Source organism: Stenotrophomonas sp. STEN035, from assembly GCF_056759935.1.
Window position 1 is genome coordinate 1 of record NZ_JBRRDY010000025.1, and the last position, 26,310, is coordinate 26,310.

Sequence of the window (26,310 nt, forward strand, 5' to 3'; positions counted from 1 at the left end):
CTTGCCGCTGCCAAGAGCAGTTGGAACTGTTACCCGGAGCCGACCGGTGACTTGCCGATGTTGCTGTCGAAAGAAGAAGGGCCAGCCAACCAATACACCGCCGCCTAACTCCGGAATTAAGCCGCGCCGTGAAGCGGCGTCGGCTTGAATGAATTGTTAGGCGGCAGCTTACCGCCCATAGGCCCGACTAGCCTCCTGGAAGAGCGTGGCCAGATCTGAGTCGGACATCTTGCTGAGACTGTCATATGCGGGCTCGGTAGCGGACTTGGCCCCAGTACCTTCGCCGTGAAGTGCAATGCCGCCGCCACCGTCCGGGGTAAGGATAAAGACGAACGGAGCAGCGGGATTGGGCGCGCCGGCAGTGACTACTACGGAATGGCCGTCAGCACAGCCATACACAAGCCAGTCATTGCCTCCGAATTGTTTCACGGCAGGTCCAATGTTGCATTCAAGCGCTGGTCGCTCAGTGACAGGCACAGTCGCCGTGCCAGTAGCAAGAAGTGCGATGATTAGAGTTGCGATCATGTCTGCTGTGCCGCCTAACTCTGGAATTAAGCCGACCCGCGCAGCGGGTTCGGCTTGAATGAATTGTTAGAGGGCACCCGCGCCAAGTCATCGGCAAAGTAGCGCTTTGACACCTGTCCTCCGTCTACCTCTAAGTAGTAGTTGTAGCAGGCGTCTTTGTGGTGCCAGATGGCACGAGCAATCAGACCCGTGCGAGTTGTGCTGTTGCGTTGATTTGTCAGCACCTCGACTGGGTCTCCGATCTCAAACTCCTGCTGCGGCAGTCCGGATGACATGAGTGACCTCTAACTCTGGAATTAAGCCGACCCGCGAAGCGGGTTCGGCTTGAATGAACTGTTAGGCATCCTGATCTCGAACTACAAAGGATTCAAGTCTTTGGGCTGCGGGCTGAATTGCTGGGTGTCGCATGACCCATAACTCTCCGAGGAACTGGGGGACGGTAGCCGAGCTCAATGCGCTATTGAGGTTTCCGGCTTTGCTAGCTCGAAGCAATTCGTGCGCGAGACTTAGGACATGCTCCGTGGTATCTGCGGCTGAGGTGCCCAGCTCTGAACCCCATTCCTTCTGGACCGCTGACACCAACATGCCTGCAGCTACTTCGGCTCCGGTGCGCGTTTTCGGCATGCCTAACTCTGGAATTAAGCCGCGCCGCGAAGCGGCGTCGGCTTGAATGAACTGTTAGGCGGCTGTGGCCAACTACCGCCCTGACCAATACTGTCTTGCTTGTGCAACCCAACGCGAACCGATCATGCCACAGCTCGCGGGATGGAGCTTGCCCGGGAAACCTTGCCGAGCGCTGCCGCCGAAGTGCGATGAAATGATTGCGGCAGAGCAGTGAGGCGTAAGACGAAATGGCGAGCTTGCTATTCCGGGAACAATTGGAACTGTTACCCGGAGCCGACCAGTGACTTGCCGATGTTGCTGCCGAAAGGAGAAGGGCCAGCCAACCAACACACCGCCGCCTAACTCCGGAATTAAGCCGACCCGCGTCGCGGGTTCGGCTTGAATGAGCTGTTAGGCCTCACGGTCCTGTCTGGTGTGCCAGCTGTCATGAACTGTATTCCGCTCGGCCACCCATCCAGGACGAAGGTCCGCAATGGTCAGGAGGGAGCTATCCATGTCAACGATCTCTCCCATACCGACCACTCGTGCGTCATTGCTAGAGGGCGAGTCGGCTCCTAGGAATGCCCAAGAGTGATCATCGGAGTAGTGGATCACCACGAGAACTGGAGCTCCTTCTTGCAGCACCTGTCGGGTAGTGATCGTTGCTACGTCGCGATCTTGATCAAACGGCCAAGTTTCAGTCATGAGGCCTAACTCTGGAATTAAGCCGACCCGCGCAGCGGGTTCGGCTTGAATGAATTGTTAGGCGGCGCCCCGGGATGCAGGCGCTGAGCGCTAAGAAAGTAGATGCAGAGCGTTGCACAGCCGAGCGCAAGGAGAAGTGCGCCGAAAAGCAAATGAACGTCCAGGCTCAATCGCAATGTGTCGATAATTTGAAGCGTCGCCTCATGTAGATAGGATGCTGCGGATTGTTGCGATTGATCGGCAATCCAATGAGAGATGTCGCCGCGGTTACGGATGGGTGATCCGAGATGAAGTGAGGCCTCTCCGGCCCACAGGACGAACCATAGCTGCAGTATGCCTGCGGCCAATTGGACGATCCCGATACACAGGATTGTGATCCTCATGAAACTCCCCTAGCCGCCTAACTCTGGAACTAAGCCGACTCGCGAAGCGAGTTCGGCTTGAATGAACCGTTAGGCCTCGCAGCAGAACAGCGTGGCTGCAGGCCTTTGGCAATGCTAGAGCCCACGAAATGATCCACTGCATGTGCCGCAAGGACAGGAGTGTACCCACGCACAGGGGGGATTGCCTCGGGCCTCTACTGAAATTGGCGCGCCACACCTGGGACAGCTGGAGGTAACTGACTCGCCGCTATTGAACTGACCAAGCGCGATTAGTACCGGGCCTGCATGGTCCGGAAGTCGAGACAGATCGAGATCAGCCAGGTATTTGCTTGTGTCGTCGCTCATCTAGAGGCCTAACTCCGGAATTAAGCCGACTCGCGAAGCGAGTTCGGCTTGAATGAACTGTTAGGCCTCTTTGCTGCCAGTGCGAGGAGGCCTGCGCTTGCGAAAACGAAGTTGAAAAATGGCTACTGCGCACGCGAATAGACCGAGGTACGGACCAACATCGCTTGCGACTTGCCCAATGTAACCCCCGAACCTGTAACCCGCAGCATAGCCTGCGCTGTAAGGACTATCGCTGGCAAATGCCATCATTGGAATGGCGGAAAGAGCAACCAATAGGGCTAAAGCGGTCTTTGCCATGCGGGTTCCGTTCTCCAATATGACGCCTAACTCTGGAATTAAGCCGACCCGCGAAGCGGGTTCGGCTTGAATGAACTGTTAGGCCCCATTTTGCACCATCAGAATTTGCTGAGGTTCTAGCCCCAGGGAGTGCGAATCGACTACGTCTTGCCCCTCATACCAGAACTTTTCCACCCAGGCGCGTCCCCACTGATCTACTTCATACACTTTGAAGGCCTCGCCTATCATGGATAGAACGCGATCCTTCTCAGGTTGCGACAGGTATCTGGTGGTGGACTCCTGCAGATGGGTAATGCGGATAACCGCACCTACATGTACTGATTGGCCAGTGCTATCAGTCGTGGCGTGATCTGCCATGAGGCCTAACTCTGGAATTAAGCCGACCCGCGAAGCGGGTTCGGCTTGAATGAACTGTTAGGCATCCTGATCTCGAACTACAAAGGATTCAAGTCTTTGGGCTGCGGGCTGAATTGCTGGGTGTCGCATGACCCATAACTCTCCGAGGAACTGGGGGACGGTAGCCGAGCTCAATGCGCTATTGAGGTTTCCGGCTTTGCTAGCTCGAAGCAATTCGTGCGCGAGACTTAGGACATGCTCCGTGGTATCTGCGGCTGAGGTGCCCAGCTCTGAACCCCATTCCTTCTGGACCGCTGACACCAACATGCCTGCAGCTACTTCGGCTCCGGTGCGCGTTTTCGGCATGCCTAACTCTGGAATTAAGCCGACCCGCGCAGCGGGTTCGGCCTGAATGAATTGTTAGAGGGCACCCGCGCCAAGTCATCGGCAAAGTAGCGCTTTGACACCTGTCCTCCGTCTACCTCTAAGTAGTAGTTGTAGCAGGCGTCTTTGTGGTGCCAGATGGCACGAGCAATCAGACCCGTGCGAGTTGTGCTGTTGCGTTGATTTATCAGCACCTCGACTGGGTCTCCGATCTCAAACTCCTGCTGCGGCAGTCCGGATGACATGAGTGACCTCTAACTCTTAGTAGACCGCCTAAAAGCGGCGTAAAACCGAGTATGCCCACTTCTTCTTCGGTTTTAAATCGGAAGATTCTCACAAAGAAACAATGGCTTACGAGATTCTCCAGCCCGCATCGCCATATCAAGCTTCAACTTTATTGCCGCCCGGAAGGCGTCATATGGAATACACCCCTGTCTCAGCAGGCGTAAAAGCGGCTAAACCCCAACGATTGCTGGATCGAGTCAGGGAGCATATCCGGGTCCGGCACTACAGCTTGCGTACCGAGCAGGCTTACGTTGGCTGGATACGGCGTTTCATCCTTGCCAATGGCAAACGCCATCCGCAGGAGCTTGGTGTAGTTGAAGTTGGGGAGTTTCTGACCCGCCTGGCGACGGTGAGACACGTGTCGGCTTCTACCCAGAATCAAGCGTTGTCGGCGTTGCTGTTTCTCTACCGCGTGGTGCTGGACATGGAGCTGCCGCGCTTGGATCAGGTGGTGCGCGCCAAGCAACCGCGTCGCCTTCCGGTTGTTCTGTCACCGGACGAGGTTGCGCGTCTGCTGCAAGCCATTCCTGAGGGGCAAACGGGGATGATGGCGCAACTGCTGTACGGCACCGGCATGCGCTTGATGGAGTGTGTTCGGCTTCGCATCAAAGACGTGGATTTCGGACGCAACGAGATATGTGTGCGTAGTGGCAAGGGCAACAAGGACCGACGTGTGCCGCTGCCCATCTCGCTCTGTGAGCGCCTGCTGCGGCAACGCGAGCGGGCGCTGCTGATACTCCGCACCGATATCGACGAAGGAAGGGGTCGGGTTCAGTTGCCGTATGCGTTGGCACGCAAGTATCCAAATGCAAACGCAGAACCGGGTTGGCAGTACCTGTTCCCTTCTGCGCGGCTGTCTACCGATCCGCGAACCAGGGCAATCGGGCGGCATCACGTCAGCGAAGAGCCGTTGCAGCATGCGGTGAAATCGGCACGGGCCCTTGCAGGCATCACGAAGCCCGCAACCTGCCATTCCTTGCGCCACTCCTTTGCGACGCATCTATTGGAAGCTGGGCATGACATCCGTACTGTGCAGGAACTGCTTGGGCACAAGGATGTCACTACCACCCAGATCTACACGCACGTGCTTGGGCGGGGTGCAGGCGGTCTGCTCAGCCCCTTGGACCGGCTGCCGGGAGTGCCGCCACTCCCGGCGTGAAGGCAGTGATCAGCCGTCCAGCAGTGCCTTGTCGCGCACCGCGCCCTTGTCGGCACTGGTCGCGAGCAGGGCATATGCCTTCAACGCTGTGGTGACCTTGCGCGGACGCGCTTCCGCGGGCTTCCAGCCCTTGGTATCCTGTTCACTGCGGCGACGTGCGAGCTCAGTATCGTCGACCAGCAGGTTGATGCCACGCTGCGGGATGTCGATCAGGATGCGGTCGCCGTCGCGGACCAGGCCGATGGTGCCGCCTGCGGCTGCTTCTGGCGAACAATGGCCGATGCTCAGGCCGGAGGTGCCACCGGAGAAGCGGCCGTCGGTGAGCAGGGCGCAGGCTTTGCCCATGCCCTTGGATTTCAGGTAGCTGGTTGGGTACAGCATTTCCTGCATGCCCGGGCCGCCCTTGGGCCCTTCGTAGCGGATCACCACCACGTCGCCAGCCTGCACCTCATTGCCGAGGATGCCCTTCACTGCGGCGTCCTGGCTTTCATAGACGCGGGCATTGCCTTCGAACACATGGATGGATTCGTCCACGCCGGCGGTCTTCACCACGCAGCCATCGGCGGCGAGATTGCCGTACAGCACGGCCAAGCCGCCTTCGTTGGAGAACGCATGGGCAACGTCACGAATGCAGCCTTCAGCACGGTCCATATCCAGCGACGGCCAACGCGTGGACTGGCTGAAAGCAACCTGCGTTGGAATACCGGCAGGGCCGGCCTTGTAGAACTGATGTACCGCCGCGTCCTGGGTCTGGGTGACATCCCATTGCGCGATGGCATCGCCCAGGCTGCGGCTGTGCACGGTGGATGCGTCGGTATGCAGCAGGCCGCCGCGCGCCAACTCGCCGAGAATGGCCATGATGCCGCCAGCGCGGTGCACGTCTTCGATGTGGTACTTCTGCGTGTTCGGGGCCACTTTGCACAGCTGTGGCACGCGCCGTGACAGGCGATCGATATCGCGCTGGTCGAAGGCCACTTCGGCCTCCTGGGCAGCGGCCAGCAGATGCAGGATGGTGTTGGTGGAGCCGCCCATGGCGATATCCAGCGTCATCGCATTCTCGAAGGCTTCGAACGTTGCGATGCCGCGCGGCAGCACGTTGGCTTCTTCGCCGCCGTACCAGCGATGGCAGAGCTCGACGATCAATCGGCCGGCGCGCTTGAACAACGCCTCGCGGTCGCTGTGCGTGGCCACCACGGTGCCGTTTCCCGGCAGCGACAGGCCCAGTGCTTCGGTCAGGCAGTTCATCGAGTTGGCGGTGAACATACCCGAGCAGGAACCACAGGTTGGGCAGGCGCTGCGTTCGATCGCGGCCACCTGTTCGTCGCTGACCTTGTCGTCGCCTGCTGCAACCATCGCGTCGATCAGGTCGAGTTTGTGGTCGGCCAGTTTGGTCTTGCCGGCTTCCATTGGGCCGCCGGAAACGAAAACGGCGGGGATGTTCAGGCGCAGCGCGGCCATCAACATCCCCGGGGTAATCTTGTCGCAGTTGGAGATGCACACCAGCGCATCGGCGCAGTGGGCATTGGCCATATATTCGACCGAGTCAGCGATGATCTCGCGGCTGGGTAGCGAGTACAGCATGCCGTCATGGCCCATCGCGATGCCGTCATCCACGGCGATGGTGTTGAATTCCTTGGCAACGCCGCCGGCCGCTTCGATCTCGCGGGCCACGAGCTGGCCGAGGTCCTTCAGGTGCACGTGGCCAGGCACGAACTGGGTGAAGGAATTGACCACCGCGACGATGGGTTTGTGGAAGTCACCATCGGTCATGCCGGTGGCACGCCACAGGGCGCGGGCGCCGGCCATGTTGCGGCCAGCGGTGGAGGTTTTAGAGCGGTAATCAGGCATGGCGAGCGAGCGGGGCGGTCGTGCAGAAGTGCAGTGCGATTGATTCTGCATGAAGTTCCCGGTTGCAGCTGCAACCATTGGTTTGTGGTGGTTTGAAGGTGGAATGGGGCAGTTGGTTGGGGGCTGGAGGTTGCTTGGCCGGGTTGGTGGAAGGGCCGGGGCCAAGCGAAGCCAAAAGCACCCCTCCCCAACCCTCCCCTGCGCTGCGCGCAAGGGAAGGGGTAAAGGCGGCTTGCTCGTGGTCTGAACGAGCGCAGCAGACAGCCCCCTCCCTTGCGCGCAGCGCAGGGGAGGGTTGGGGAGGGGTGCTCTGGATTTTGATCTTCCAAAGCATCAACAGCGCCCGCGCGCTGAATATCTACGCAAGCAAAGAAATACCCAAACCCCAGCCACCCCAAGGCTTCCCCCGCACCAGCTGAAAACCGATTCAGTTTCAGGAGTTTTCCGGTTTCCGCCTTGCAGCCCTCATCGGGCATTATTGGGAATCAAATTGACGGGGAACCGACCATGAAGCGATCCAAGGCCACCGCACTGGTGCTGATGAGCGCCGTGCCGCTGCTGCTGACCGCCTGCCAGAAGGAAGAGGCCGTGCAGACGCAGGAAGGGCTGTACACCTCGGTGGAAGCCTGCAGCGAAGCGACCGGCGATCCGTCCAGCTGCCGCGAGGCGTTTGCCACCGCGCAGAAGCAATCCGCCGATGCTGCGCCCAAATACGCCAGCAAGGAAGAGTGCGCCAAGGAATACCCGGCCGAGCAGTGCGTGCAGCAGCAGACCAGCGCCGGCACCTCGTTCATTGGCCCGATGATGATGGGCTTCTTCATGTCGCAGATGCTCAACGGCAGCCGTGGCGCCGTGGCCGCACCGCCGGCATCGCAGCCGGCGTTCAAGGACAAGGCCAATGGTTGGGCCAAGCCGGCCGCACCGGGCGGTACAGGCGGTTTGAACACCGGTAGCGGCATTGGTGCCGGCAAGGCTGGCCTGGCGCCGGTCAACGCCACCCCGAACCGTGCCGTCACCGCCAGCCGAGGTGGTTTTGGCGCGCGTAGCGGCGGCCGCAGCAGCGCAGGCGGTTGATGCAGTGAAGCGCGTTGCAATTGCCGAACGTGGTAACTGGAAGGCCCGTGCTGCGGAGGCGGGCTTCCGCTTCCACACCATCGACGGTGCGCCGTACTGGGATGAAAGCGCGTACTACGCTTTCACCCTGCGCCAGATCGAAAACGATATCGAAGACCCCAGCGCCGAGCTGCATGCGATGGCGATGGATCTGGTTGGCGAGGTGGTGGGCAGCGAAGCGCTGATGGCGCAGCTGGCCATCCCCGAGGCGTTCCGCGACTGGATCGCCGAAAGCTGGCGCCGGCGTGATCCGCATCTGTATGGCCGTTTGGATTTCGCCTACGACGGCAATGGCCCGGCAAAGCTGTACGAACTGAACTACGACACGCCGACGTCGTTGTACGAGGCATCGTTCTTTCAGTGGCAGTGGTTGGAAGACCAGCGCAACCGTGGCGTGCTGCCGCAGCAGGCCGATCAGTTCAACTCCATCCACGAGACCTTGGTTGAGCGTTTTGCCGAGTTGACCTCACGCCTGCCACCGCCGTTGTATTTCAGTGCGGTTGGCGAATCCGAGGAAGACCAGGGCACGGTGGCTTATCTGCGTGATTGCGCGGCACAGGCCGGGCTGCACGCGGCGGCGATTGCGATCGAAGATATCGGCTTGTCGGCCGACGGCCGCTTCACCGATCTGGATGACGTGGTGATCGGCAGCCTGTTCAAGCTGTACCCGCTGGAAGACCTGATGCGCGAAGAGTTCGGCGCAGCCTTGCCGCGTTCGGGTGTGCAGTTGCTGGAGCCCGCGTGGAAGGCAGTGCTGAGCAACAAGGGCATCCTGCCGTTGTTGTGGGAGCGCCATCGCGGCCACCCGAATCTGCTGGAGTCCTACTTCGACGATGGCAGTGCCTTGCCGGCCGGTTGGGTGCGCAAGCCACTGCATTCGCGCGAAGGTGCCAACGTGGCGATGCACATGAGCGACGGTAGCTGGCAGGAAAGCGAAGGGCCGTACAACGGACCGAGCATTCGTCAGGCGTTCCATGCCTTGCCGGTGTTTGATGGCAATTACCCGTTGGTTGGTAGCTGGATCGTGGGTGACCGCGCCTGTGGTGTTGGCATTCGCGAAGACAATAGCCGCATCACCCGCGACAGTGCTCGTTTTCTGCCGCACGCCATCATTGATGATGCGCCGCAGGGCACCACCCGGATCTATCTGTAAGCGGTTGTGTTTTTTTGTAGGAGCGGCGTAAGCCGCGAAGCCGATGATGTCTGTAGAGCCGAGCCATGCTCGGCTGAGGCTCTACCGATGAAGCCCCTGCCGAGCATGGCTCGGCACTACATGACCCGTTTTTTGTGGGAGCGGCGTGAGCCGCGAAGCCGGGACAAATGGGCTATAGCAGGCCGTCGCGCTTCACTGCCAGATAGCGTTCCACCAATGCTGCCGGTAGCTCTTCTGCCGTGACGTCCAATACCATCACCCGATGGCTGCGCAGCGCTTCATGGGCGTCGCTGCGCTGCTGCAGGTAGGCGGCAATGGCGCCGGCCTGTATCGCCTCGGGCACGGTTTCCACTTCGCGCGTCAGTGCCTGGTCCAGTTCGCGTTCGCGCAGGCTGGCCACGCAGACCAGATGCCGTTTCTGCAGCAGGCGCACGGCGGCCAGCAGGTCTTCGATGTCTTCATCGCGTACGTTGGTTACCAGCATCACCAGGCTGCGCCGCGATTGCCGCAGCGACAACTCGGTGGCCGCAGCAAGATAGTCGGTAGCCACCGGCTTGGGCTGCAGGTCGTAGCTGGCACGCAACAGGCTGTCGATCGCGCCCATGCCGCGTTTTGGTGCTACCCAGCGACTGTCACCACCACTGGCGAACAGGCCTACGCCGTCGCCCTGGCGCAACGCCAGATACGACACCACCAGCGATGCGTTGAGTACATGGTCGAAATGCGACAGGCCACCTTCGTCGGCCATCATCCGCCGGCCGGTGTCGATCATCATCACCAGCTGTTGGTTCTTTTCGTCCTGGTATTCGCGTGAAATCAGCTTGCGCGCACGTGAGGTAGCCTTCCAGTCGATCTGGCGCAGGCTGTCGCCGACGCGGTACTCGCGCATCTGATGGAAATCGGTACCTTCGCCGCGACGCCGCTTCAGGTGCGCGCCTACCAGTCGTGATGCCATCTCCGCGCTGAGCAGGGCGAAGCGGGTGAGTGGGGCAAAATTGGGATAAACACGCACGGTCTGCGGTGTGCCTACGGTGCGTTGCTGCCACCACAGGTGCAGCGGTGAATGCAGGCGCAGGTGCACGCCATCAAACACGAAGGTGCCGCGATTGCTTGGGGTGAAGCGGTAGCTGAAACGCGTTTCGCTGGCTTTGCCCAGTTTCAACCGGCGCGGCAGGCCGTCGCTGTTCCAGCCATCGGGCAGCAGGTCGAATATGTCGACGCGCTGCTTGCCGTAGGAATCCAGTTGCAGCCATGTCTCACGTTCGACACCCAGGGCGAGGGAGTCGGGTAGTTCGCGACGCACCTGCGGGCTGGGTTTGCGCCAGAGCAATGCGAGGTCAATCAGGGCGAGCAGGGCAATTGCCGCGGCGCTGATGGTCCATGCCTGCATGGGCAGGTAGTGCAGGGCGACTGGCAGGCCTAGCAGGCTCCAGAGCACCAATAGGGTGATCAGTAGGGGAGCGGGTCTCACTGCGTGGCCCTGGTTGTTTGGAGATTTTGCGCTTGGCATGGACGCGCGAAAGCAAAAACCGAAGCACCCCTCCCCAACCCTCCCCTCCGCGCTGCGCGCGCAAGGGAGGGAGCAAGATCAGCAGCCGAAGCCGAAGCCGAAGCAACAGGTGCCCTCACCAAACCGCTCCGGTGCGCTACGCGTGCAGGGGCCAAGGCAAGGGCTTCGTTTGGCGTGCTGGCGCTTGTTGCCGTTTTGCTCACTTGCGCGGCGCCTCCACCTTGGCGAGCAGGGCGGTCAGGGCGTCGTCGGCGGATTGGCCTTCGATCTGCAGTTCCGGGGCCAGCGCGATGCGGTGACGCAGTGCCGGCTTGGCGATCTCGCGCACGTCGTCCGGGGTGACGAAGTCACGACCGGAAAGTACGGCCTGTGCGCGGGCGGCGCGCACCAGCGCGATGCTGCCGCGTGGGCCTGCGCCCAGGGCGATACCTGGCCACTTGCGGGTCGCCGCGACAATGCGCACGGCGTAATCAATCACCTGCGGGTCAACGGTGATTGCGGCAACCGCCTTCTGTAGCTCCACCACATCGGCACCGCTGAGGACGCGCGGTACCTGGGTGAGGTTGAAGTCGCTGGCGGTGCGGCCAGTGGTGATGGCCTGCACCATCTGCTTCTCGTCTTCCAGCTGTGGGTAGTCGATCAGCACCTTCAGCAGGAAGCGGTCCAGCTGTGCTTCCGGCAGCGGATAGGTGCCTTCCTGTTCGACCGGGTTCTGCGTGGCCATGGTCAGGAACGGGGGAGTCAGCGCGAAAGCCTTGCCTTCGATGGTGACCTGGCCTTCCTGCATTACTTCCAACAATGCGGACTGGGTCTTGGCCGGGGCGCGGTTGATTTCGTCGGCCAACAGCAGGTTGGTGAAGACCGGGCCGCGACGGATCTTGAAGCTCTCGGTCTTAGGATCGTAGACGGCGTGGCCGCTGACGTCGCTGGGCATCAGGTCCGGAGTGAACTGCACGCGCGCGTAGTCCAACTCCAGTGCCTGCGCCAGGGCGCGGACCAGTAGCGTCTTGCCGAGTCCGGGCACGCCTTCGATCAGTACATGGCCGCCGGCCAGCAAGGCGATCAGGATCTGGTCGAGCACATCGCTCTGGCCGATGAAGGCATGGCCAACTGCTTCGCGGATGCGTTCGACGCGTTCAATCAGGTCCGTATTGAACGGCGCCGGAGCAGGCGTCGGCGCGGGTGCATCGCCGGGGAGGGCGGGCGGAGTGAGCTCGTCGGTCATAGCTGGTTTCTCATCTGGATGAGCAAGCGGATACGGTCACGCAGGGCGATGTCGTCCTGCGAAGGGGGAATCTGCAAGGCGGTCTGCACGCGGCTCATCGGCCATTGCAGATGATCGGCAATGGCTTGTGCCTGGGCATCGCCGCTCAATGCGGCGGCCACCGGTGCACGGCGGCGCAGTCGGGCGAGGAAGGCCTGGCGTACTGCGTCATACAGCAGCGGTGACTTGCGGTAGCGGTGCAGGTGTTCGCCGCTGGCGCGCACGTGTTCCAGCAGCGAGCGGCGGTCTTCGCGCGGCGAGGGCAGCAGCGCGCCGAAGCGCTGGCAGCGCATACACAGCCACGCCAGCAGCGCGAGCAACAACGGCACCCACACCGGCCAGCCGCGTTGGAACAGCGTCTTCCACAGCGATGGCAGTTCCATCGCGTAGATCAGGTGGGTGATGCCCTTGCCGTAATTGGGTGCCAGCACCAGCCGGGCCAGATCGCGGTGCGGGATGTCGCGCAGGCCGGTGTCGCGTTCGCCACCGCCATTGAGCAGGAAGTCCATGCTGCCCAGTACATCCACCCGCCCCAGGCCGTAACGCAGGCGGGCATAGGCCAGCGTGCCATCGTCGCCGGCATCGGCCCAGCGGTGCTCGGCGCGGGCCTTCTCGGCGAGGGTGAAGCGGTTGCCGCTGCAGAACTCGTTGTGCGATTCCTGGCCGGGCACCTGCCAGATCTGGCAACGCGCCGGGACTTCACTGGTGACCACGCCCAGGCGTTCCAGCAGGCCTTGTTCGTTGCCATCGAGGTCTTCGTCGGCGTCGGGCGCCTGCAATAGCAGGTGGCCACCAAATTGCAGCCAGTCCAGCAGGCTTTCCACCTGTGCCTGCGTGAGCAGGCGCGGGTCATCGCGCATCAACACAGTATCGCCCGGCTGCAGTTGCATGGCCGGCAGATCAAGCTGGCGGCGGGTTTCAGCCTTGCTGCCATCGCGGATCAGGGTTTCGCGCAGCGCATACAGCGCGTTGTAGGTCGGCTCGCCGTAAGCGGGCAGGGTGATCTCTTCGCTGGCCCGCTCGAAGTTGCGCACGAACCAGAATCCAATCAGCGCCGCCAGCAACAGCAACACGATGATCAGCGAGTTACGCAGGGCAGCGTTCATGCCGGCCACCCGTACTGCTGCTGCAGCTCCTTGGTCAGCGTTTCGAACTCGTCATCGCTGGGCAGGCGGCCGGCATAGGCGGCGTACTGCCAGGTGCGCACCATGCGCGCGAACAGGCTGCGGTCGGCTTCCTGCGGCATCTTGCGTGATGCACGCAGGCACTGCGCTTCGGTGGCGCCGGGTGGCAGGATCACATTGCCGCGTTCGACCAGCACTTCAACCGAAGCACGGTATAGCAACGCCAGCGCATGCCGCGGCTTGCCGTCGCGCCACAGTTGCCGCGCGCTGCCGAGAATGTTGGGTGGCAGTACTTCAGGCAGCAGCAGCGCCTCCTGGGTTGCCGGTGCCTGCTCCTCGCGGGTACTGCGGCCATCGCCGCGGAACCACGGCAGCCACCAGCGTGCGGTGAGCGCGAGTACCACCAGCAGTACGCCGAGCAGGATCCACAGGATGCTCTCGCCGATCAACGCCACCGCCTTGGCGATGGCGTTGAAGATTGGACCTGCATCGGGACGGTCTGCGTCTTCCTTGGGATCGCGCGTCTTGTCCGAGTCCTTCCTCACCCAGCGGGTGACGTTGCGCTTGGCGCCCAGCTGCGGATCCTCATAGGCGCGTGCAGCGGCCTGGCGGAAGCCGGCGGTATCGGCTGGTGTGGCACCGAACAGCTGTTGCGGTGTGGTTGTACTGGCTGGGGCAGCTTCTGCCTGCACTGCGGCTTTGTGGTTGTGGTGGCTGTTGCCGCCATCCGTGTCTGCAGGATCCTGCGCCCGCGCCTGCAGTGATGGCAGCGCGAACACGGCCAGCAACAACACCAGCATGGGTGCCATGCCTGCCAGGCGTTCGCGCAGGCGGCGGAAGGCGATCTCCACATCCCAGGCTTCCAGCTGGGTGCGGCGGTTGAGATACAGGCCAAAGCCGGCGCCGCTGTAGAACGGACTGATCAAGGTCATGGCCAGCCATGCCAGCAGGTTGAAGCCTACCCATGCCCAAGCCGGGGTGTCCTCCCCAATCAGTTCCCAGGTGGCGCGCAGTGATTCGGACAGCAGTTCCACCGGCACGAACATGAAGACCAGGGCGACACCGGCAAGCTGCAGCATCGCCTCGAAATGCCAGCACACCCAGGTGAGCAGGGAGGCGTGGCCATAGGCGGCACCGCCAAGTGCATGTCGGCGTCCGCGCCGCTGGCTGGCGTCGCCGCCTTCCAGCAGATCGACCGGCATCAGCAGCGAGCGCGCAGGGCTGAGCCGACGCCAGCCGAGGTAGGCGCCGAGACCGCGCCAGCCCCAGTTCCATTGCGCGCGCAGGGTTTGGCCGGTAGTGGGCTCGGCACCAAACGCGCCGCGCGAAATCACATACAGCGGTATGCGCTCGAACGCGGGCTTGAGCCACCACAGGATGAAACTGGACACCCAGAAGTTGTCCAGCCACCAGCCCAGCAGGTTGAGCAGGGCAAACACGGGCAGGGTCAGCAATATCCAGGGCTTCCAGATCGCCGCTGCGTGGCGGCGCACCAGGGCCGTACCCAGCTCCATCGCTTCCCATTGCGAACGCGCCCGCAGTGCGACATCGAGCTGATCAATCCGCATGATCACCTCCACGCCCGCCGCGCCACAGCCACAGCAGCACTACCGTCCACAGTACGGCAGACACGCTGAGCTTGCCCCACATCGGCACCCACGCGATCGAGGACCAGAACGCTTCGATGAAGGCGGCCACCAGCAGCATGAAGGCCACGCCCAGGCACAGCCGTGCACCAATCACGCCGCCTTCGATCAGTGCATCGATGCGACGTTTGCGACCCGGTGCCAGCAGGCGCAAGCCCAGCTGCAGGCCCGCACCGCCGGCAATCACAATGGCGGTCAGCTCGAACGGCGCGTGGCCGACCACAAAGCGCCAGAACGGATCACCTGAGCCTATCTGCTGCAGATGCCCGGCCACCGCGCCAATGGTGATGCCATTGAACAGCAATACCAGGATGGTGCCGATACCGGCCAACAAGCCGCTGGCAAAGGTGCGCAGGCCAATGCTGATGTTGTTCATGATGTAGTGGCCAAACATCGCCCAGTCGGTGCCGCTGTCGCGACCCAGATTGTCGGCGGCGGGGTCGTACATCTTTTCCATCTGCGCGACCTGGCGCGGGTCCAGCAGCATGTGGATCAGCTCAGGCTTGTACTGCAACAGCACGAAGATGCCGACCAGCGGAATCACGAACAGCGCGCAGGCCACCCACATCGCCCCGGCCTGGCTGCGCACGGTGCTTGGGAAATCAGCGAACAGGAATTCAAGCGCACGCTGCCAGCGCGGTGCCGGTGTGCGGTACAGCAGGTTGTGGCCGCGCTGCATCAGCTGCTGCAGTTGTTCCACCAGCTGCGGGCTATAACCACGACGACGCGCCAAGGCAAGCTGCTGGCAGAGGCGACGGTAGCGTTGCGGAATGGTCTCATCGCCCAATAAGTCAGGGTCGATGCTGCGCCGCTCTTTTCGTGAGCGCTCGCCACGGCGTTGCAGCCAGTCCTCGAACTGCTGCCATTCGCGCTGATAGCGGGTGACGAACTGTTCCTGTCTCATCGCCGCCCCAGCAACCAGTTGGCCATTGCATACAAGCGCACTACGCCGGCCTGGCCGCGCTCCTGGCTCAGACCGCTGACGATGTCGGCCAGTTCACGCTGGCGTCCGGGTGACAGCGCCGGTGCGCGGTCGGCATAGGCGATCAGCGCGGCCTGTTCGTTGGGTTGCAAGGGCAGCGGCGGCGCAAGTGCGGTATCGATGCGGGCCGGCGGCGTAACCGGACGCGGCGCGGTATGGATCACCAGGGAACCGGCAACCAGATCGCCGAGGCGACGGCCATGCGGATCAAACAGGCAGGTGACCAGGCCCAGTGCGTAACCAAACGGCAGCGCGTCGACGGTGCGTAGCAGGTTGCGCACGATCGCCGCCATCCAGCCCAAGGGTGCGCCGTCGCGGGCGACCACGCGCAGGCCCAATGCCTTCTTGCCCAAGGTGCGGCCGAGCCACACCTCCAGCACGATCGGGTAGGCCCAGAACATCAGGAACATCAAGCCCAGGTAGATGCCTTGGCCGAGCTCACCCAGTGCGACCAGCAACGGGCTCATCACCATCAGCACGCCAAAGCGCACGCACAGGTCGATCAGCCAGGCCAGGGCACGCGGCACCGGACCGGCAGCGGGCAGTTGCAGGGGCACGCCTTCAGGCGTGATGACCTCGCGATAGGTGTCCAGCATCGGCCGCGCTGTGTTCATTGCAGTGGCTCCAGCAACAAGTGCTGGTGCTGCATGCGGCGGATGGAAGCCCGGAGTCCGGCCCGGACGGATGCCTGTGGCATTCGTGTCTCTGCTACGTCCTTATCAGAGTGCTGACTTTAGCTGGCGGCAGCGTGAAAACCCAGCCCACTGCCGGCAACAGTGGGCTGGTTGCGGCAAGCCTCAACGCACGGTGCGGTTGTCGTCGCCACGCACGAACAGCTTCTTGATGGCGGCACCGAAGAACAGCACGCCGATCAACAGCAGCTTCCAGAACTTGGCCAACAACAGGCCTAGCTTGGCAAAAAGCCCGGCTTTGGCCGCCAGCCCACCGCCGATCAGGGTAGCCACGCCATAGGCGGCGACCTTGTCGGTGCTGGGGTTGTGATCGGCATAACGTGCGCCCTGGTCGAACTCGGCCATCGGCAGCAGCTTGTCCATGCCTTCGCGCACGGTTGCCAGCTCGGACATGCCGGAAACGGCATTCAAGCTCAGGTAGCCGTGGCGGCCAAGCACGCGGATGTCGTAGTTGAGGGTGTGATCGGGCTGGTCGTTGAAGGCCAGCTCGCGTGCCCAATAGAGCTTCTTGCTGCCTGCCTCGTAGCGGGGCGGCACCGCCCAGCCCACCAGGTCGAGCGAGCCATAGCCGGCCTTGATGCGCTCCGGGTTGCTGTCGCGGGTCTCGGCCTGCATGGTCTTGAGCATGTCAGCGTAGTCGATCTTGCTGGCATCTTCGTCGGACACGTAGCCATCGTCGGACCAGGTTACAACCACCGCCCAACCGTCCTGTTCGCTCAAGCCCGGACTGCGCGGCACGATCATGCCCAGCACGCTGTCATCGGGCGGGTTGCCCCACATGTCCTCCAGCACCCGGCGCGCGTCAGCCTTGTCCAGATAGCGGAACTCGTCATTCAAATTGAAGTGGGCCCGCGCCTCGGGAACCTCGATCTGCCCGCTACGGAAATGCAGCGATTGCTCGAACTGCTCTGCGCTCATGCCCTGTTCTTCCTGGGCAGCGTCCTGGGCGGAGGCGGCAAAGCAAACCACACACAGCAGTGCCACAGCCGCCAACAGACGCTGCGCCACGATTCGCATCGACTTCATGTCAAACCCTCGAAGGCGTCCCCACGCCAAGGCCGGCAGTGTGCACCCGCGAGGCGGGTACCGACAATGCCTGCTCGCTCAGCCCTGCATGCCGCGGTACTGGTCCTTGACCTTGACGTAGTGATCGGCCGAATAGCGCAGGCCCTCGATATCCTTCTCGCTGAGCTGGCGCATCAGCCGTGCCGGATTGCCAGCCCACAGTTCGCCACTGCGCACCACCTTGCCCGGGCCAACCACCGCGCCGGCGGCGATGAAGGCATTGGCCTCGATCACCGCACCATCGAGGATGCAGGCGCCCATGCCGATCAGGCAGTAATCACCGATGGTGCAGGCGTGGATGATGCAGCCATGGCCAACGGTAACGCCTTCGCCGATCAGGGTCGGGTAGCCACCCTTGTTGTAAGGACTGTCGTGGCTGACATGGATGATGGTGCCGTCCTGCACATTGGTACGCGCACCAATACGCACATGGTTCACATCACCACGGATCACCGTGCACGGCCACACCGACGCATCATCACCAATCTGCACATCGCCAATGATGGTGCAGGCCTCGTCGATATAGACGCGCTCGCCGAGGGTGGGGGTTTTATCCAGGAAGGGGCGGAGTGCGGGCATGCTGGAACTCAAAGTCGGTGGGGCGTTGATGCGCATGATAGCGCGCGGCTTGGTAGCGGCTTTGCGTGGCGGGCTTCAGGCGCTTGAGGCGTTGTCTGGAAATCAGATGCAGTAGGGATGCATTGATGTGGTCTGGGCGACGTTGGGATGTTCGCGAAAGGCACCCCTCCCCAACCCTCCCCTGCGCTTCGCGCAAGGGAGGGAGCTGTTTCGCGTGTTCTTTCCGCTGGCGGAGCGCCGCTTTTGCCCCCTCCCTTGCGCGAAGCGCAGGGGAGGGTTGGCGAGGGGTAAAGCTCCTGGGCTCCTACCACCAACAACCCAAATCAGAACCTCAAGCCACCTTGCCGCGTCGCGCCCGCTCCAGATGCACCAGCAGCAGTGAAATCGCCGCCGGCGTCATGCCCGGAATACGTTGTGCCTGACCGATGGTCTGCGGGCGCACGCGCTCCAGTTTCTGCAGTGCCTCAGCCGACAAGCCACGCACCGAGGCAAAGTCGAAACCTTCGACAATTGCGGTGTTCTCATGCCGCTGCTGGCGTTCGATCTCATCGCGTTGGCGGTCCAGGTAGCCGGCGTACTTGACGCTGATTTCCACCTGCTCGGCCACGCGCGCATCATTGACGCCTGGTCCGAGTGAGGGCACCTGCATCAGCTTGGCGTAATCCAGTTCCGGGCGTTTGATCAGGTCCAGCACATTGGTTTCGCGGCTGACTGCCACGCCGGTTGCTTCGGCAACTTCGCGGCCCAGCGCATTGCCTGGCGTTGCCCAGATGCCGCGCAGGCGTGCGCTCTCGCTGGCAACGGCGGCCTGCTTGGTTTCGAACGCGGACCAGCGGCGGTCGTCGACCAGGCCAAGCTTGCGGCCGGTCGGGGTCAGACGGGTGTCGGCATTGTCTTCGCGCAGCTGCAGCCGGTATTCGGCGCGGCTGGTGAACATGCGGTAGGGCTCGCTGGTGCCGTGGGTGATCAGGTCGTCGACCAGTACACCGATATAGGCTTCGTCGCGACGCGGGCACCAGCCGTCCTTGCCCTGCACGAACAAGGCGGCGTTGATGCCTGCCAACAAGCCCTGCGCACCGGCTTCTTCATAGCCGGTGGTGCCGTTGATCTGGCCGGCGAAGAACAGGCCGTTGACCTGACGGGTTTCCAGCGTGTTCTTCAGGCCGCGCGGATCGAAGAAGTCGTACTCGATCGCGTAGCCGGGGCGGGTGATATGCGCTTGTTCGAAACCACGGATGCTGCGCACCAGTTCCAGCTGCACGTCGAACGGCAGCGAGGTGGAAATACCGTTGGGATAGATCTCCACCACGTCCAGGCCTTCCGGCTCGACGAAGATCTGGTGGCTGTTCTTCTCGGCGAAGCGCACCACCTTGTCTTCGATCGACGGGCAGTAACGCGGGCCGATGCCTTCGATCTGGCCGCTGTACAGCGGCGAGCGGTGCAGGGCGCCACGGATGATGTCGTGGGTGCGCTCGCTGGTATGGGTGATCCAGCAGCTCACCTGTTGCGGATGCTCGCTGACGTCGCCCAGATAGGACATCACCGGCAGCGGATCGTCGCCGGGCTGCTCGTCCATCACGCTGTAATCCAGCGAACGGCCATCGATACGCGGCGGCGTGCCGGTCTTCAGGCGATCAATGACGAACGGGCGCTCGCGCAGGCGTGCGGCCAGCGTGGTCGCCGGCGGGTCGCCCATGCGGCCAGCGGTGTATTGGGTTTCGCCGATGTGGATCTTGCCGGCCAGGAAGGTGCCGGCGGTCAGCACAACGGCGGCAGCGTGGAAGGTCAGGCCGGTCTGGGTGATGGCGCCACGCACGGCGTCGCCTTCAATCACCAGATCATCCACGGCGGCCTGGAACACGGTCAGGTTCGGTTGTGACTCGACGATGCCGCGGATCGCCATCCGGTACAGGTTGCGATCGGCCTGGCAACGGGTGGCGCGTACGGCCGGGCCCTTGGAGGCATTGAGTGTGCGCCACTGGATGCCGGCGCGGTCGGCGGCATGTGCCATGGCGCCACCGAGCGCGTCGATCTCCTTGACCAGGTGGCCCTTGCCGATGCCGCCGATGGCCGGGTTGCAGCTCATCGCGCCAACGGTTTCGACGTTGTGGGTCAGCAGCAGGGTGCGGGCGCCGCCACGCGCAGCAGCCAGGGCTGCTTCGGTGCCAGCGTGGCCGCCGCCAATGACGATGACGTCGTAACGGTAGAAGGAGTCGCTCATGGGCGTGAGATCGGTCAAGAAAGTGTGAAGTCCGTCGGCGGGGGATTCCCACGGTACGACGGCGTGTGTGGTGATTTTACTGCCAAGCGCAATCAGGTACGCATCAACCCTAAAGTTGGCACGCAACCTGCAGTTAATACATTGCACCCAACGTGGCATGCGACATAGGCGCAACAAGGTCGGAATTGGAACAGGGGCCGACCGAAGCGTACGTTGGGGTAGCAGGGGGCCGGTAGTCGGGGGACTACCGGCCTTGCAATCCAGCAAGGCCCGCCTTGGCGGGAAAGCGTTAAAAGACAAAGCCCCGGCCTAGGCCGGGGCTTTGTCTTTGTAGGCGCCGATGCCCGACAGGGCCGGAACAGGGGGGATCCAGATTTCCTGACGGACATCGACATTGAGCTGTCTGGGCGAGACCGGTTTAGGTCACTATGCGACGCAAGCGGTCACCCGTAGGACCAAGAATGCCTGCATTTACGGCAATTGCAACCTTTTTATGGTTCCTGGTTCCTGACTCCGCGCGCTTCACGGGTTTGTGACGGCTGTCGTGCCGGCATCGGCCGTGCCTGAATAGCCGGACGAGCAGACGCCTGTGGTCGCTGCATTGCCTGCTGCATGGGCTGTGGCCGTTGCATCGGCTGGTTGTTGGCACGCGGCGGCCGGCTCAGATTGTCCAGGTCACGCCACGGCGACTTGTTGCCGCCGCCATTGACCGGCGGTGGGCGGGTTGGACGGCCATCGTTGCCACCATTGCCGTTGCCCGGCGGACGCGGACGGTTGCCGCCATGGTTGTGATCACCGTCACCACCGGGATGCGGCCGATTGCCATGGCCTGGCGGACGCTGCCCGTTGCCGTGATACGGCGGGCGCGGGCGGTTGTAGTTGGGCCGGTAGACCGGGTAGCCATAGCTGCCGTAGCCGTAATAGCCGCTGCCATAGCCATAACCGCCGTAGCCGTAGCCACGGTCCGGGTAACCATACGGATAGCTGTACTGCACCGAGGGGGAGCCGTGGTAATAGCCGCCCGAACTGCCGCCTACGTAGTCGTAAGTGGCGCAGCCAGACAGGCCCAATAGCAGGCCGGTGGAAATAATCAGGCGCTTGATCATAAAAAATCCCCCCCTCGTGGGTATGGCATCCAGCTTCGGGCCGCGGCGTTGAATCGGCCCTTAATTCGCGTCTACATGGCTGAACATACAACGTGTGCGCAGATGAGATGGTCGCAGGCCCGGGGCCTGGGCTAACCTTTCACCATGAATGAACTCCCTTTGCCCGGATTTGCCGAGGTTCTGGCAGCGGCGGCGCGGATTGCCGCCCATGCGACGGTCACCCCGGTGCTGCGCTCACGCGCGCTGGATGCGTTGGCCGGCGCCAGCCTGCACTTCAAGGCTGAACACCTGCAGCGCAGCGGCGCGTTCAAGTTCCGCGGGGCCTGCAACGCGGTGTGGTCGCTGGATGTGGAGCACGCCAGCCACGGGGTGGTGACACATTCTTCGGGCAACCACGGTGCCGCACTGGCGCTGGCGGCACGCTCGCGCGGAGTTCCCTGCCATGTGGTGGTGCCCGAAGGTGCGGTGGCGGCCAAGTTGGCCAATATCGAACGCAACCAGGCCACGTTGTGGCGGTGCGCGCCAACCCAGGCCGCACGCGAAGCTGAATGTCTGCGCGTACAGCGGGAAACCGGGGCGACGCTGGTTCATCCCTATACCGACCCGCGGGTAATCGCCGGGCAAGGCACGGCTGTGCTGGAGCTGATTCGTCAGGCCGGCACGCAGTTGGATGTACTGGTGGTGCCGGTCGGCGGCGGCGGCCTTGCGGCCGGCAGCCTGCTGGCGATGCAGCAGCTGCTGCCGAACTGCGAGCTGGTGCTGGCCGAGCCGGCCGGTGCTGCCGATACCGCACGTTCGCTGGCTGCGGGTGAGCGTTTGATCGATTTCGTGCCGGATACGCTATGCGACGGCCTGCGCGGCGCGCTGGGTGCGCCCAACTTCGCGTTGCTGCACGGCGCGGCACAGGTAATCAGCGTGGACGATGCCCATACCGTGGCCGCGATGCGCTTGATCTGGCAGGTGATGAAGCAGACCGTCGAGCCGTCCTCGGCGATCACCCTGGCTGCGGTGCTGGCCCAGCCGCAGCGCTTTGCCGGGCGCACGGTGGGGCTGGTTTTGTCCGGTGGCAATGTGGATCTGGATGCCTTGCCCTGGGTGCAGGCATGAAGGCAGCTGTTCGGCGCACGGGGTTGATGGGATGGTTGTGGCGCTTGTGTGTGTTGCTGCTGCTGTGGGTGCTGGGCGTGGCGGCGTGGATCATCTGGGTGGGTGACCGCGACCAGGCCGCGCCTGCCGATGCCATCATCGTGCTCGGCGCAGCGGCCTATGACGCCAAGCCTTCGCCGGTATTTGAAGAGCGCATCCGCCATGGCCTTGATCTGTACCGGCAGGGCTATGCACCGAAGTTGATTTTCACTGGCGGCTTTGGCGGTACGGGCGCGCGCTTCTCCGAATCACAGGTGGCACGGCGTTATGCGTTGAAGCAGGCGATTCCGAGCAAAGACATCCTGATCGAAACCCGCTCGCGCACCACCCGGCAGAATCTGGTCGAAGCCAAGCAGGTGATGGCCAAGCACGACATGCACAAGGTGATCGTGGTCAGCGATCCATTGCACATGGCGCGCGCGCTGCGCTTATCGAACGAGTTGGGGATTGATGCATTGGCGTCGTCCACACCGAGTACGCGCTTCCGCAGTTTCCACACCAGCTGGCGTTTCCTGCTGCAGGAAGTGTATTTCTTCCACCGCGACCTGTTTGTAAAAGGGGCTTGAGCGGTTCGGCACGCGCTCCCCGTTCGTGTGGGAGCGGCGTGAGCCGCGAAGCTGGCGCACTGTCCGCTGGATTGTCTGCAAGGCCACTGCCGAGCATGGCTCGGCACTGTCGCTTTAGCCCCTCTCCCGCCTGCGGGATAGGGGGTGGGGTGAGGGCAGTTTTTCGCTGGTAAAGCCCCTGCCGAGCATGGCTCGGCACTACGGAGCAGCATCTTCCCCTGTCCCTATTCCTTCGTCTTCCGTCGAATCGGAATAGCCGACAACGGTACGCTCGCCACATCCTGCCCCTGCTCGCGAATCGGCGCGCCCGGTGCCGGTGCCCAGGCATGCGCATACACCACTTCCCAGCTGCTCGGGAGCTTGCCGTCAGCGCGACGCATCGGCTCGTAAGCATCGCGTGCTGCCGCAAAACGGCTGCGGCCAGTCAGGGTGTGGCGACGGTTGTGCATGGCGTTGGTGGCGCCGATGGCCTTGAGCTCGCGCATCAGCGTCGGCAGGTCGTCATAGGTGAGGGTGAACATGTCGCGATCCAGTACCGGATCGCGGAAGCCAGCCATCATCAAGGCGTCGCCGAACTGGGCGATCTGCACGAAGTGGCTGACATGCGAGGTGTCATCGGCCTGCGCAAAGGCCTGTCGCAGCTCCACCAGCGTGTCGTGGGCAAACGTTGAACAGACCAGCAGGCCATTGGGCTTGAGCACGCGGCGGAAACCGGCAAATACCGCCGGCAGGTCTTCCACCCACTGCAGGCACAGGTTGCTGTAGATCACGTCGACGCTGTTATCGGCCAGCGGCAGGGCGCGGGCGTCGGCGCAGACGCGCGAGAACGGGCGCCACCAGCCGGCCTGCTTCTTGGCCTCGGCCAGCATTGGCAAGGCCAGGTCCAGCGCGATCACCTGCGCCTTCGGCCAGCGCTTCTTCATCGCCGCGGTGGCGTGGGCCGGGCCGCTGCCGACATCCAACACCACCTGCGGTTGCCGGTCTTCCAGGTAGTCCAACGACTCCAGCAGGCGCTTGGCCACTTCCTGCTGCAGCACGGCGGCGGCGCGGTAGCTGCTGGCGGCGCGCGAGAAGGCGCGGCGGACATGTTTTGGATCGAACAGAGAAGACATGGCGGTGATTCGGCTTCGTAATTCAGGATGGGAGCGCTGCGGTGTTCAGGCGGCCGGCGACATCATCGGCCAGCCAACACCAATGGCCGCGTAACCGCTCACGCGCAGCCAGCAACAAACTGTTGCAGCAGCCCGGCAACGTGATCGGCGTGGCCAAGGAACGGGGCGTGGCCTCCGCCGTCGATGGTGTGGGCGTTGTGCAGGCCTGCCGGCGCCAATGCGGCGGCCTGGTGCATGGCCTTGGACGGCACCAGCCGGTCGCGCTGGCCGCCTATCCACAGGCCGGGTTTGTGCAGGCTGGGCAGGCTGCCGCGCAGGTCGCTGCGCTCCAGCAGGGTCAGGCCTTCGTGCAGGGCGCGCGGGGCCGGTTCGCCGCGTTCGACCAGAGCATCGCGCAGGGTGCGCAGTTCGCTGCGGGCGTGCTGCGAGCCCATCACGTCGAGCGCGAGGAAGCGCTCCAGGGTGCCGCGGTAATCCTGTTCCAGATCGCGGCCGAACTGTTCGAACACCACCGGCTCCACCGCGTTGGGCCAATCCGCATCACGGACGAAGCGCGGCGTGGCCGCCAGCATCGCCAGTCCGCGCACCTGCGGCAGCGTTGCTGCACCATGCAGTGCAACCAATCCGCCCAGCGACCAGCCGCACCACACTGCTGCCGGGGTGGCGATGGCGATGGCGTTGACCAGATACGGCAGGCGCAAGGGCGTGCTGTCGTCGCGGCTGTGGCCATGGCCGGGCAGGTCGACCACATGCAGTTCAAAGTGCGGTGCAAGACGTTCCACCAGCGGCGCGAAGATGCCGCCATGCAGTGCCCAGCCGTGGATCAGGACCAATGCCGGTCCGCTGCCGGTGACGTGGATATGCATGGCGTTACAACCGGTTCTCAGGCAACAGTGTTCAAGGACTTCTGGTACAGCACCACATCGCGGGCCTTGGCGATGGCTTCCACCAGCGCCTTGACCTGCTCGACGCTATGCAGCGCCGACAAGGTCACGCGCAGGCGTGCCTTGCCTTCGGGTACGGTCGGCGGACGGATCGCGCTGACCAGGAAGCCGGACTGCTCCAGCGTCGCCGACAAGGCCATCACCGTGGCTTCGTCGCCGCACAGCAGCGGTTGGATCGGGGTTTCCGAGGCCATCAGCTCCAGCCCGTTGCGACGTGCGCCTTCGCGGAAGCTGGCGATCAGTTCGGTGAGCTTGTCGCGGCGCCAATGGTCGCGACGCGCCAGCTTCACCGCCGCCAGCGAGGCGGCCGCCTGTGCTGGTGGCAGGGCGGTGGTGTAGATGTAGGGCCGTGCGGTTTCGGCCAGATGCTGGATCAGCGCGTCTTCGCCCACGACTACGGCGCCGTGCCCGCCCAGTGCCTTGCTCAGGGTCAGCAGCTGCAGCGGAACTTCGTTCACGCCCAACCCGGCATCGGCTACGCAGCCGCGGCCGTGTTCGCCGATCACGCCAATGCCGTGGGCGTCATCCACATAGAACAACGCCTCCTGCATGCGTGCCACCAGTGCCAGCGAGCGCAGCGGGGCGATGTCGCCATCCATGCTGAAGACACCGTCGGTGACCAGCATGGCGGCGCCATCGGCGGTGTTCTTGAGCTGGCGCATGGCGCCTTCGCTGTCCAGGTGCGGATAGCGGCGCAGGCGGCAGCCGGCCAGGCGGCTGGCATCGAGCAGGCTGGCGTGGTTGAGCCGGTCCTGCACGCAGATATCGGTTTCTTCGCTCAGCAGCGCCTGCTGCACGGCCAGGTTGGCCATGAAGCCGCTGTCGAACAGCAGGGCGCGCGGATAGCCGAGCCAGTCAGCCATCTCGCGTTCCAGCTGCTCGTGCAGGCTGTGATGGCCGCAGACAAGGTGCGAGGCGGTGCTGCCGGCGCCTTCACGGCCGGCGGCGTCCTGCAGCGCGGCGATCACCTCGAACTGTTGCGACAGGCCGAGGTAGTCATTGCTGCAGAAGCCGGTCAACCAGCGCCCGTCCAGTTCCAAACGCACCCCGTCACGGCGGCTGATGCTGCGCCGGGTGCGGATGCGGCCCTGGGCAAGCCGCAGCTTGCGCTGGGCGTGGATGCGGTCGTGGATGTCAGGACGGGCCATGGCAAGGTTCATGGTCAAGCGGGCGGCTAGCGTACCCGGTTGCCTGTAAGAATGCCCAAGCGGCGCCCC

General features: G+C 63.2%; 21 protein-coding genes. 5 read left to right on the forward strand and 16 right to left on the reverse strand.

Annotation, left to right across the window (positions count from 1 at the left end; translation table 11 throughout):
• Positions 1-551: 551 nt before the first annotated feature.
• Together ACVOLL_RS13840 and ACVOLL_RS13845 are read right to left on the reverse strand one after the other, a co-directional pair.
• Positions 552-800, reverse strand: coding sequence for a hypothetical protein (locus tag ACVOLL_RS13840; protein ID WP_481513421.1), 249 nt, complete (start codon positions 798-800; stop codon positions 552-554).
• A 1,050-nt stretch (positions 801-1,850) separates the two neighbouring features.
• On the reverse strand, positions 1,851-2,216 hold the full coding sequence (locus tag ACVOLL_RS13845; protein WP_481513422.1) for a hypothetical protein: 366 nt from the start codon (positions 2,214-2,216) through the stop codon (positions 1,851-1,853).
• A 1,780-nt stretch (positions 2,217-3,996) separates the two neighbouring features.
• On the opposite strand from ACVOLL_RS13845, the gene ACVOLL_RS13850 reads away from it, so the two are divergent.
• On the forward strand, positions 3,997-5,022 hold the full coding sequence (locus tag ACVOLL_RS13850) for an integron integrase (protein WP_481513423.1): 1,026 nt from the start codon (positions 3,997-3,999) through the stop codon (positions 5,020-5,022).
• A 9-nt stretch (positions 5,023-5,031) separates the two neighbouring features.
• On the opposite strand, the gene ilvD is transcribed toward ACVOLL_RS13850, so the two are convergent.
• Positions 5,032-6,870: a dihydroxy-acid dehydratase gene (gene ilvD / locus ACVOLL_RS13855; RefSeq protein WP_481513424.1), complete on the reverse strand. Its 1,839-nt coding sequence runs from the start codon at positions 6,868-6,870 to the stop codon at positions 5,032-5,034.
• A 507-nt stretch (positions 6,871-7,377) separates the two neighbouring features.
• Here ilvD and ACVOLL_RS13860 point away from each other — a divergent pair.
• Together ACVOLL_RS13860 and ACVOLL_RS13865 are read left to right on the forward strand one after the other, a co-directional pair.
• Positions 7,378-7,944, forward strand: a complete 567-nt coding sequence (locus ACVOLL_RS13860) for a DUF1190 domain-containing protein (RefSeq protein ID WP_481513425.1) — start codon at positions 7,378-7,380, stop codon at positions 7,942-7,944.
• A gap of 4 nt (positions 7,945-7,948) precedes the next feature.
• Positions 7,949-9,136: a glutathionylspermidine synthase family protein gene (locus ACVOLL_RS13865; RefSeq protein ID WP_481513426.1), complete on the forward strand. Its 1,188-nt coding sequence runs from the start codon at positions 7,949-7,951 to the stop codon at positions 9,134-9,136.
• 172 nt (positions 9,137-9,308) lie between these two features.
• Here ACVOLL_RS13865 and ACVOLL_RS13870 read toward each other — a convergent pair whose 3' ends face one another.
• The 10 genes from ACVOLL_RS13870 to ACVOLL_RS13915 form a co-directional block, all read right to left on the reverse strand.
• Positions 9,309-10,607, reverse strand: coding sequence for a DUF58 domain-containing protein (locus tag ACVOLL_RS13870; RefSeq protein ID WP_481513427.1), 1,299 nt, complete (start codon positions 10,605-10,607; stop codon positions 9,309-9,311).
• Between the two features lie 238 nt (positions 10,608-10,845).
• Positions 10,846-11,871 (reverse strand): AAA family ATPase, encoded by a 1,026-nt coding sequence (locus ACVOLL_RS13875; protein ID WP_481513428.1) that lies wholly within the window; start codon positions 11,869-11,871, stop codon positions 10,846-10,848.
• Complete coding sequence (locus ACVOLL_RS13880; protein WP_481513429.1) at positions 11,868-13,016, reverse strand: DUF4350 domain-containing protein; 1,149 nt, start codon at positions 13,014-13,016, stop codon at positions 11,868-11,870. The genes ACVOLL_RS13875 and ACVOLL_RS13880 overlap by 4 nt, the downstream gene beginning before the upstream one ends.
• Positions 13,013-14,602 carry a DUF4129 domain-containing protein gene (locus tag ACVOLL_RS13885; RefSeq protein WP_481513430.1) on the reverse strand — a complete coding sequence of 530 codons (1,590 nt, stop codon included), beginning with the start codon at positions 14,600-14,602 and terminating at the stop codon, positions 13,013-13,015. The genes ACVOLL_RS13880 and ACVOLL_RS13885 overlap by 4 nt, the downstream gene beginning before the upstream one ends.
• Positions 14,592-15,584 carry a stage II sporulation protein M gene (locus ACVOLL_RS13890; RefSeq protein ID WP_481513431.1) on the reverse strand — a complete coding sequence of 331 codons (993 nt, stop codon included), beginning with the start codon at positions 15,582-15,584 and terminating at the stop codon, positions 14,592-14,594. Before ACVOLL_RS13890 ends, ACVOLL_RS13885 begins: the two co-directional genes overlap by 11 nt.
• A complete protein-coding gene (locus ACVOLL_RS13895; protein WP_481513432.1) occupies positions 15,581-16,276 on the reverse strand; it encodes an RDD family protein in 696 nt (231 codons plus the stop codon). Before ACVOLL_RS13895 ends, ACVOLL_RS13890 begins: the two co-directional genes overlap by 4 nt.
• A gap of 183 nt (positions 16,277-16,459) precedes the next feature.
• Complete coding sequence (locus ACVOLL_RS13900; protein WP_481513433.1) at positions 16,460-17,380, reverse strand: DUF2167 domain-containing protein; 921 nt, start codon at positions 17,378-17,380, stop codon at positions 16,460-16,462.
• 78 nt (positions 17,381-17,458) lie between these two features.
• Entirely contained in the window at positions 17,459-17,998 is a 540-nt protein-coding gene (locus ACVOLL_RS13905; protein WP_481513434.1) for a gamma carbonic anhydrase family protein, read from the reverse strand.
• A gap of 331 nt (positions 17,999-18,329) precedes the next feature.
• Positions 18,330-20,219, reverse strand: a complete 1,890-nt coding sequence (gene mnmG, locus ACVOLL_RS13910) for a tRNA uridine-5-carboxymethylaminomethyl(34) synthesis enzyme MnmG (protein WP_481513435.1) — start codon at positions 20,217-20,219, stop codon at positions 18,330-18,332.
• Between the two features lie 491 nt (positions 20,220-20,710).
• Positions 20,711-21,325, reverse strand: a complete 615-nt coding sequence (locus ACVOLL_RS13915) for a hypothetical protein (protein WP_481513436.1) — start codon at positions 21,323-21,325, stop codon at positions 20,711-20,713.
• Between the two features lie 144 nt (positions 21,326-21,469).
• On the opposite strand from ACVOLL_RS13915, the gene ACVOLL_RS13920 reads away from it, so the two are divergent.
• Together ACVOLL_RS13920 and ACVOLL_RS13925 are read left to right on the forward strand one after the other, a co-directional pair.
• Entirely contained in the window at positions 21,470-22,432 is a 963-nt protein-coding gene (locus ACVOLL_RS13920) for a pyridoxal-phosphate dependent enzyme (RefSeq protein ID WP_481513437.1), read from the forward strand.
• Positions 22,429-23,037, forward strand: coding sequence for a YdcF family protein (locus ACVOLL_RS13925; protein ID WP_481513438.1), 609 nt, complete (start codon positions 22,429-22,431; stop codon positions 23,035-23,037). Before ACVOLL_RS13920 ends, ACVOLL_RS13925 begins: the two co-directional genes overlap by 4 nt.
• A 224-nt stretch (positions 23,038-23,261) precedes the next feature.
• On the opposite strand, the gene bioC is transcribed toward ACVOLL_RS13925, so the two are convergent.
• From bioC to bioF, 3 genes are all read right to left on the reverse strand, one after another.
• Positions 23,262-24,149, reverse strand: a complete 888-nt coding sequence (bioC, locus tag ACVOLL_RS13930) for a malonyl-ACP O-methyltransferase BioC (RefSeq protein WP_481513439.1) — start codon at positions 24,147-24,149, stop codon at positions 23,262-23,264.
• 98 nt (positions 24,150-24,247) lie between these two features.
• Positions 24,248-25,015, reverse strand: a complete 768-nt coding sequence (bioH, locus tag ACVOLL_RS13935) for a pimeloyl-ACP methyl ester esterase BioH (protein WP_481513440.1) — start codon at positions 25,013-25,015, stop codon at positions 24,248-24,250.
• Between the two features lie 17 nt (positions 25,016-25,032).
• Positions 25,033-26,241 (reverse strand): 8-amino-7-oxononanoate synthase, encoded by a 1,209-nt coding sequence (gene bioF, locus ACVOLL_RS13940; RefSeq protein ID WP_481513441.1) that lies wholly within the window; start codon positions 26,239-26,241, stop codon positions 25,033-25,035.
• Positions 26,242-26,310 lie beyond the last annotated feature (69 nt).

What these genes read in the sequence shown, in the direction of transcription:
- ACVOLL_RS13875 (WP_481513428.1), bottom strand. Translation starts at nt 11,871, where the DNA reads ATGACCGACGAGCTCACTCCGCCCGCCCTCCCCGGCGATGCACCCGCG.
- ACVOLL_RS13840 (WP_481513421.1), bottom strand. Translation starts at nt 800, where the DNA reads ATGTCATCCGGACTGCCGCAGCAGGAGTTTGAGATCGGAGACCCAGTC.
- ACVOLL_RS13900 (WP_481513433.1), bottom strand. Translation starts at nt 17,380, where the DNA reads ATGAAGTCGATGCGAATCGTGGCGCAGCGTCTGTTGGCGGCTGTGGCA.
- ACVOLL_RS13925 (WP_481513438.1), top strand. Translation starts at nt 22,429, where the DNA reads ATGAAGGCAGCTGTTCGGCGCACGGGGTTGATGGGATGGTTGTGGCGC.
- ACVOLL_RS13845 (WP_481513422.1), bottom strand. Translation starts at nt 2,216, where the DNA reads ATGAGGATCACAATCCTGTGTATCGGGATCGTCCAATTGGCCGCAGGC.
- ACVOLL_RS13915 (WP_481513436.1), bottom strand. Translation starts at nt 21,325, where the DNA reads ATGATCAAGCGCCTGATTATTTCCACCGGCCTGCTATTGGGCCTGTCT.
- ACVOLL_RS13880 (WP_481513429.1), bottom strand. Translation starts at nt 13,016, where the DNA reads ATGAACGCTGCCCTGCGTAACTCGCTGATCATCGTGTTGCTGTTGCTG.
- mnmG (WP_481513435.1), bottom strand. Translation starts at nt 20,219, where the DNA reads ATGAGCGACTCCTTCTACCGTTACGACGTCATCGTCATTGGCGGCGGC.
- ACVOLL_RS13920 (WP_481513437.1), top strand. Translation starts at nt 21,470, where the DNA reads ATGAATGAACTCCCTTTGCCCGGATTTGCCGAGGTTCTGGCAGCGGCG.
- bioC (WP_481513439.1), bottom strand. Translation starts at nt 24,149, where the DNA reads ATGTCTTCTCTGTTCGATCCAAAACATGTCCGCCGCGCCTTCTCGCGC.
- ilvD (WP_481513424.1), bottom strand. Translation starts at nt 6,870, where the DNA reads ATGCCTGATTACCGCTCTAAAACCTCCACCGCTGGCCGCAACATGGCC.
- ACVOLL_RS13850 (WP_481513423.1), top strand. Translation starts at nt 3,997, where the DNA reads ATGGAATACACCCCTGTCTCAGCAGGCGTAAAAGCGGCTAAACCCCAA.
- ACVOLL_RS13860 (WP_481513425.1), top strand. Translation starts at nt 7,378, where the DNA reads ATGAAGCGATCCAAGGCCACCGCACTGGTGCTGATGAGCGCCGTGCCG.
- ACVOLL_RS13895 (WP_481513432.1), bottom strand. Translation starts at nt 16,276, where the DNA reads ATGAACACAGCGCGGCCGATGCTGGACACCTATCGCGAGGTCATCACG.
- bioH (WP_481513440.1), bottom strand. Translation starts at nt 25,015, where the DNA reads ATGCATATCCACGTCACCGGCAGCGGACCGGCATTGGTCCTGATCCAC.
- bioF (WP_481513441.1), bottom strand. Translation starts at nt 26,241, where the DNA reads ATGGCCCGTCCTGACATCCACGACCGCATCCACGCCCAGCGCAAGCTG.
- ACVOLL_RS13905 (WP_481513434.1), bottom strand. Translation starts at nt 17,998, where the DNA reads ATGCCCGCACTCCGCCCCTTCCTGGATAAAACCCCCACCCTCGGCGAG.
- ACVOLL_RS13890 (WP_481513431.1), bottom strand. Translation starts at nt 15,584, where the DNA reads ATGAGACAGGAACAGTTCGTCACCCGCTATCAGCGCGAATGGCAGCAG.
- ACVOLL_RS13885 (WP_481513430.1), bottom strand. Translation starts at nt 14,602, where the DNA reads ATGCGGATTGATCAGCTCGATGTCGCACTGCGGGCGCGTTCGCAATGG.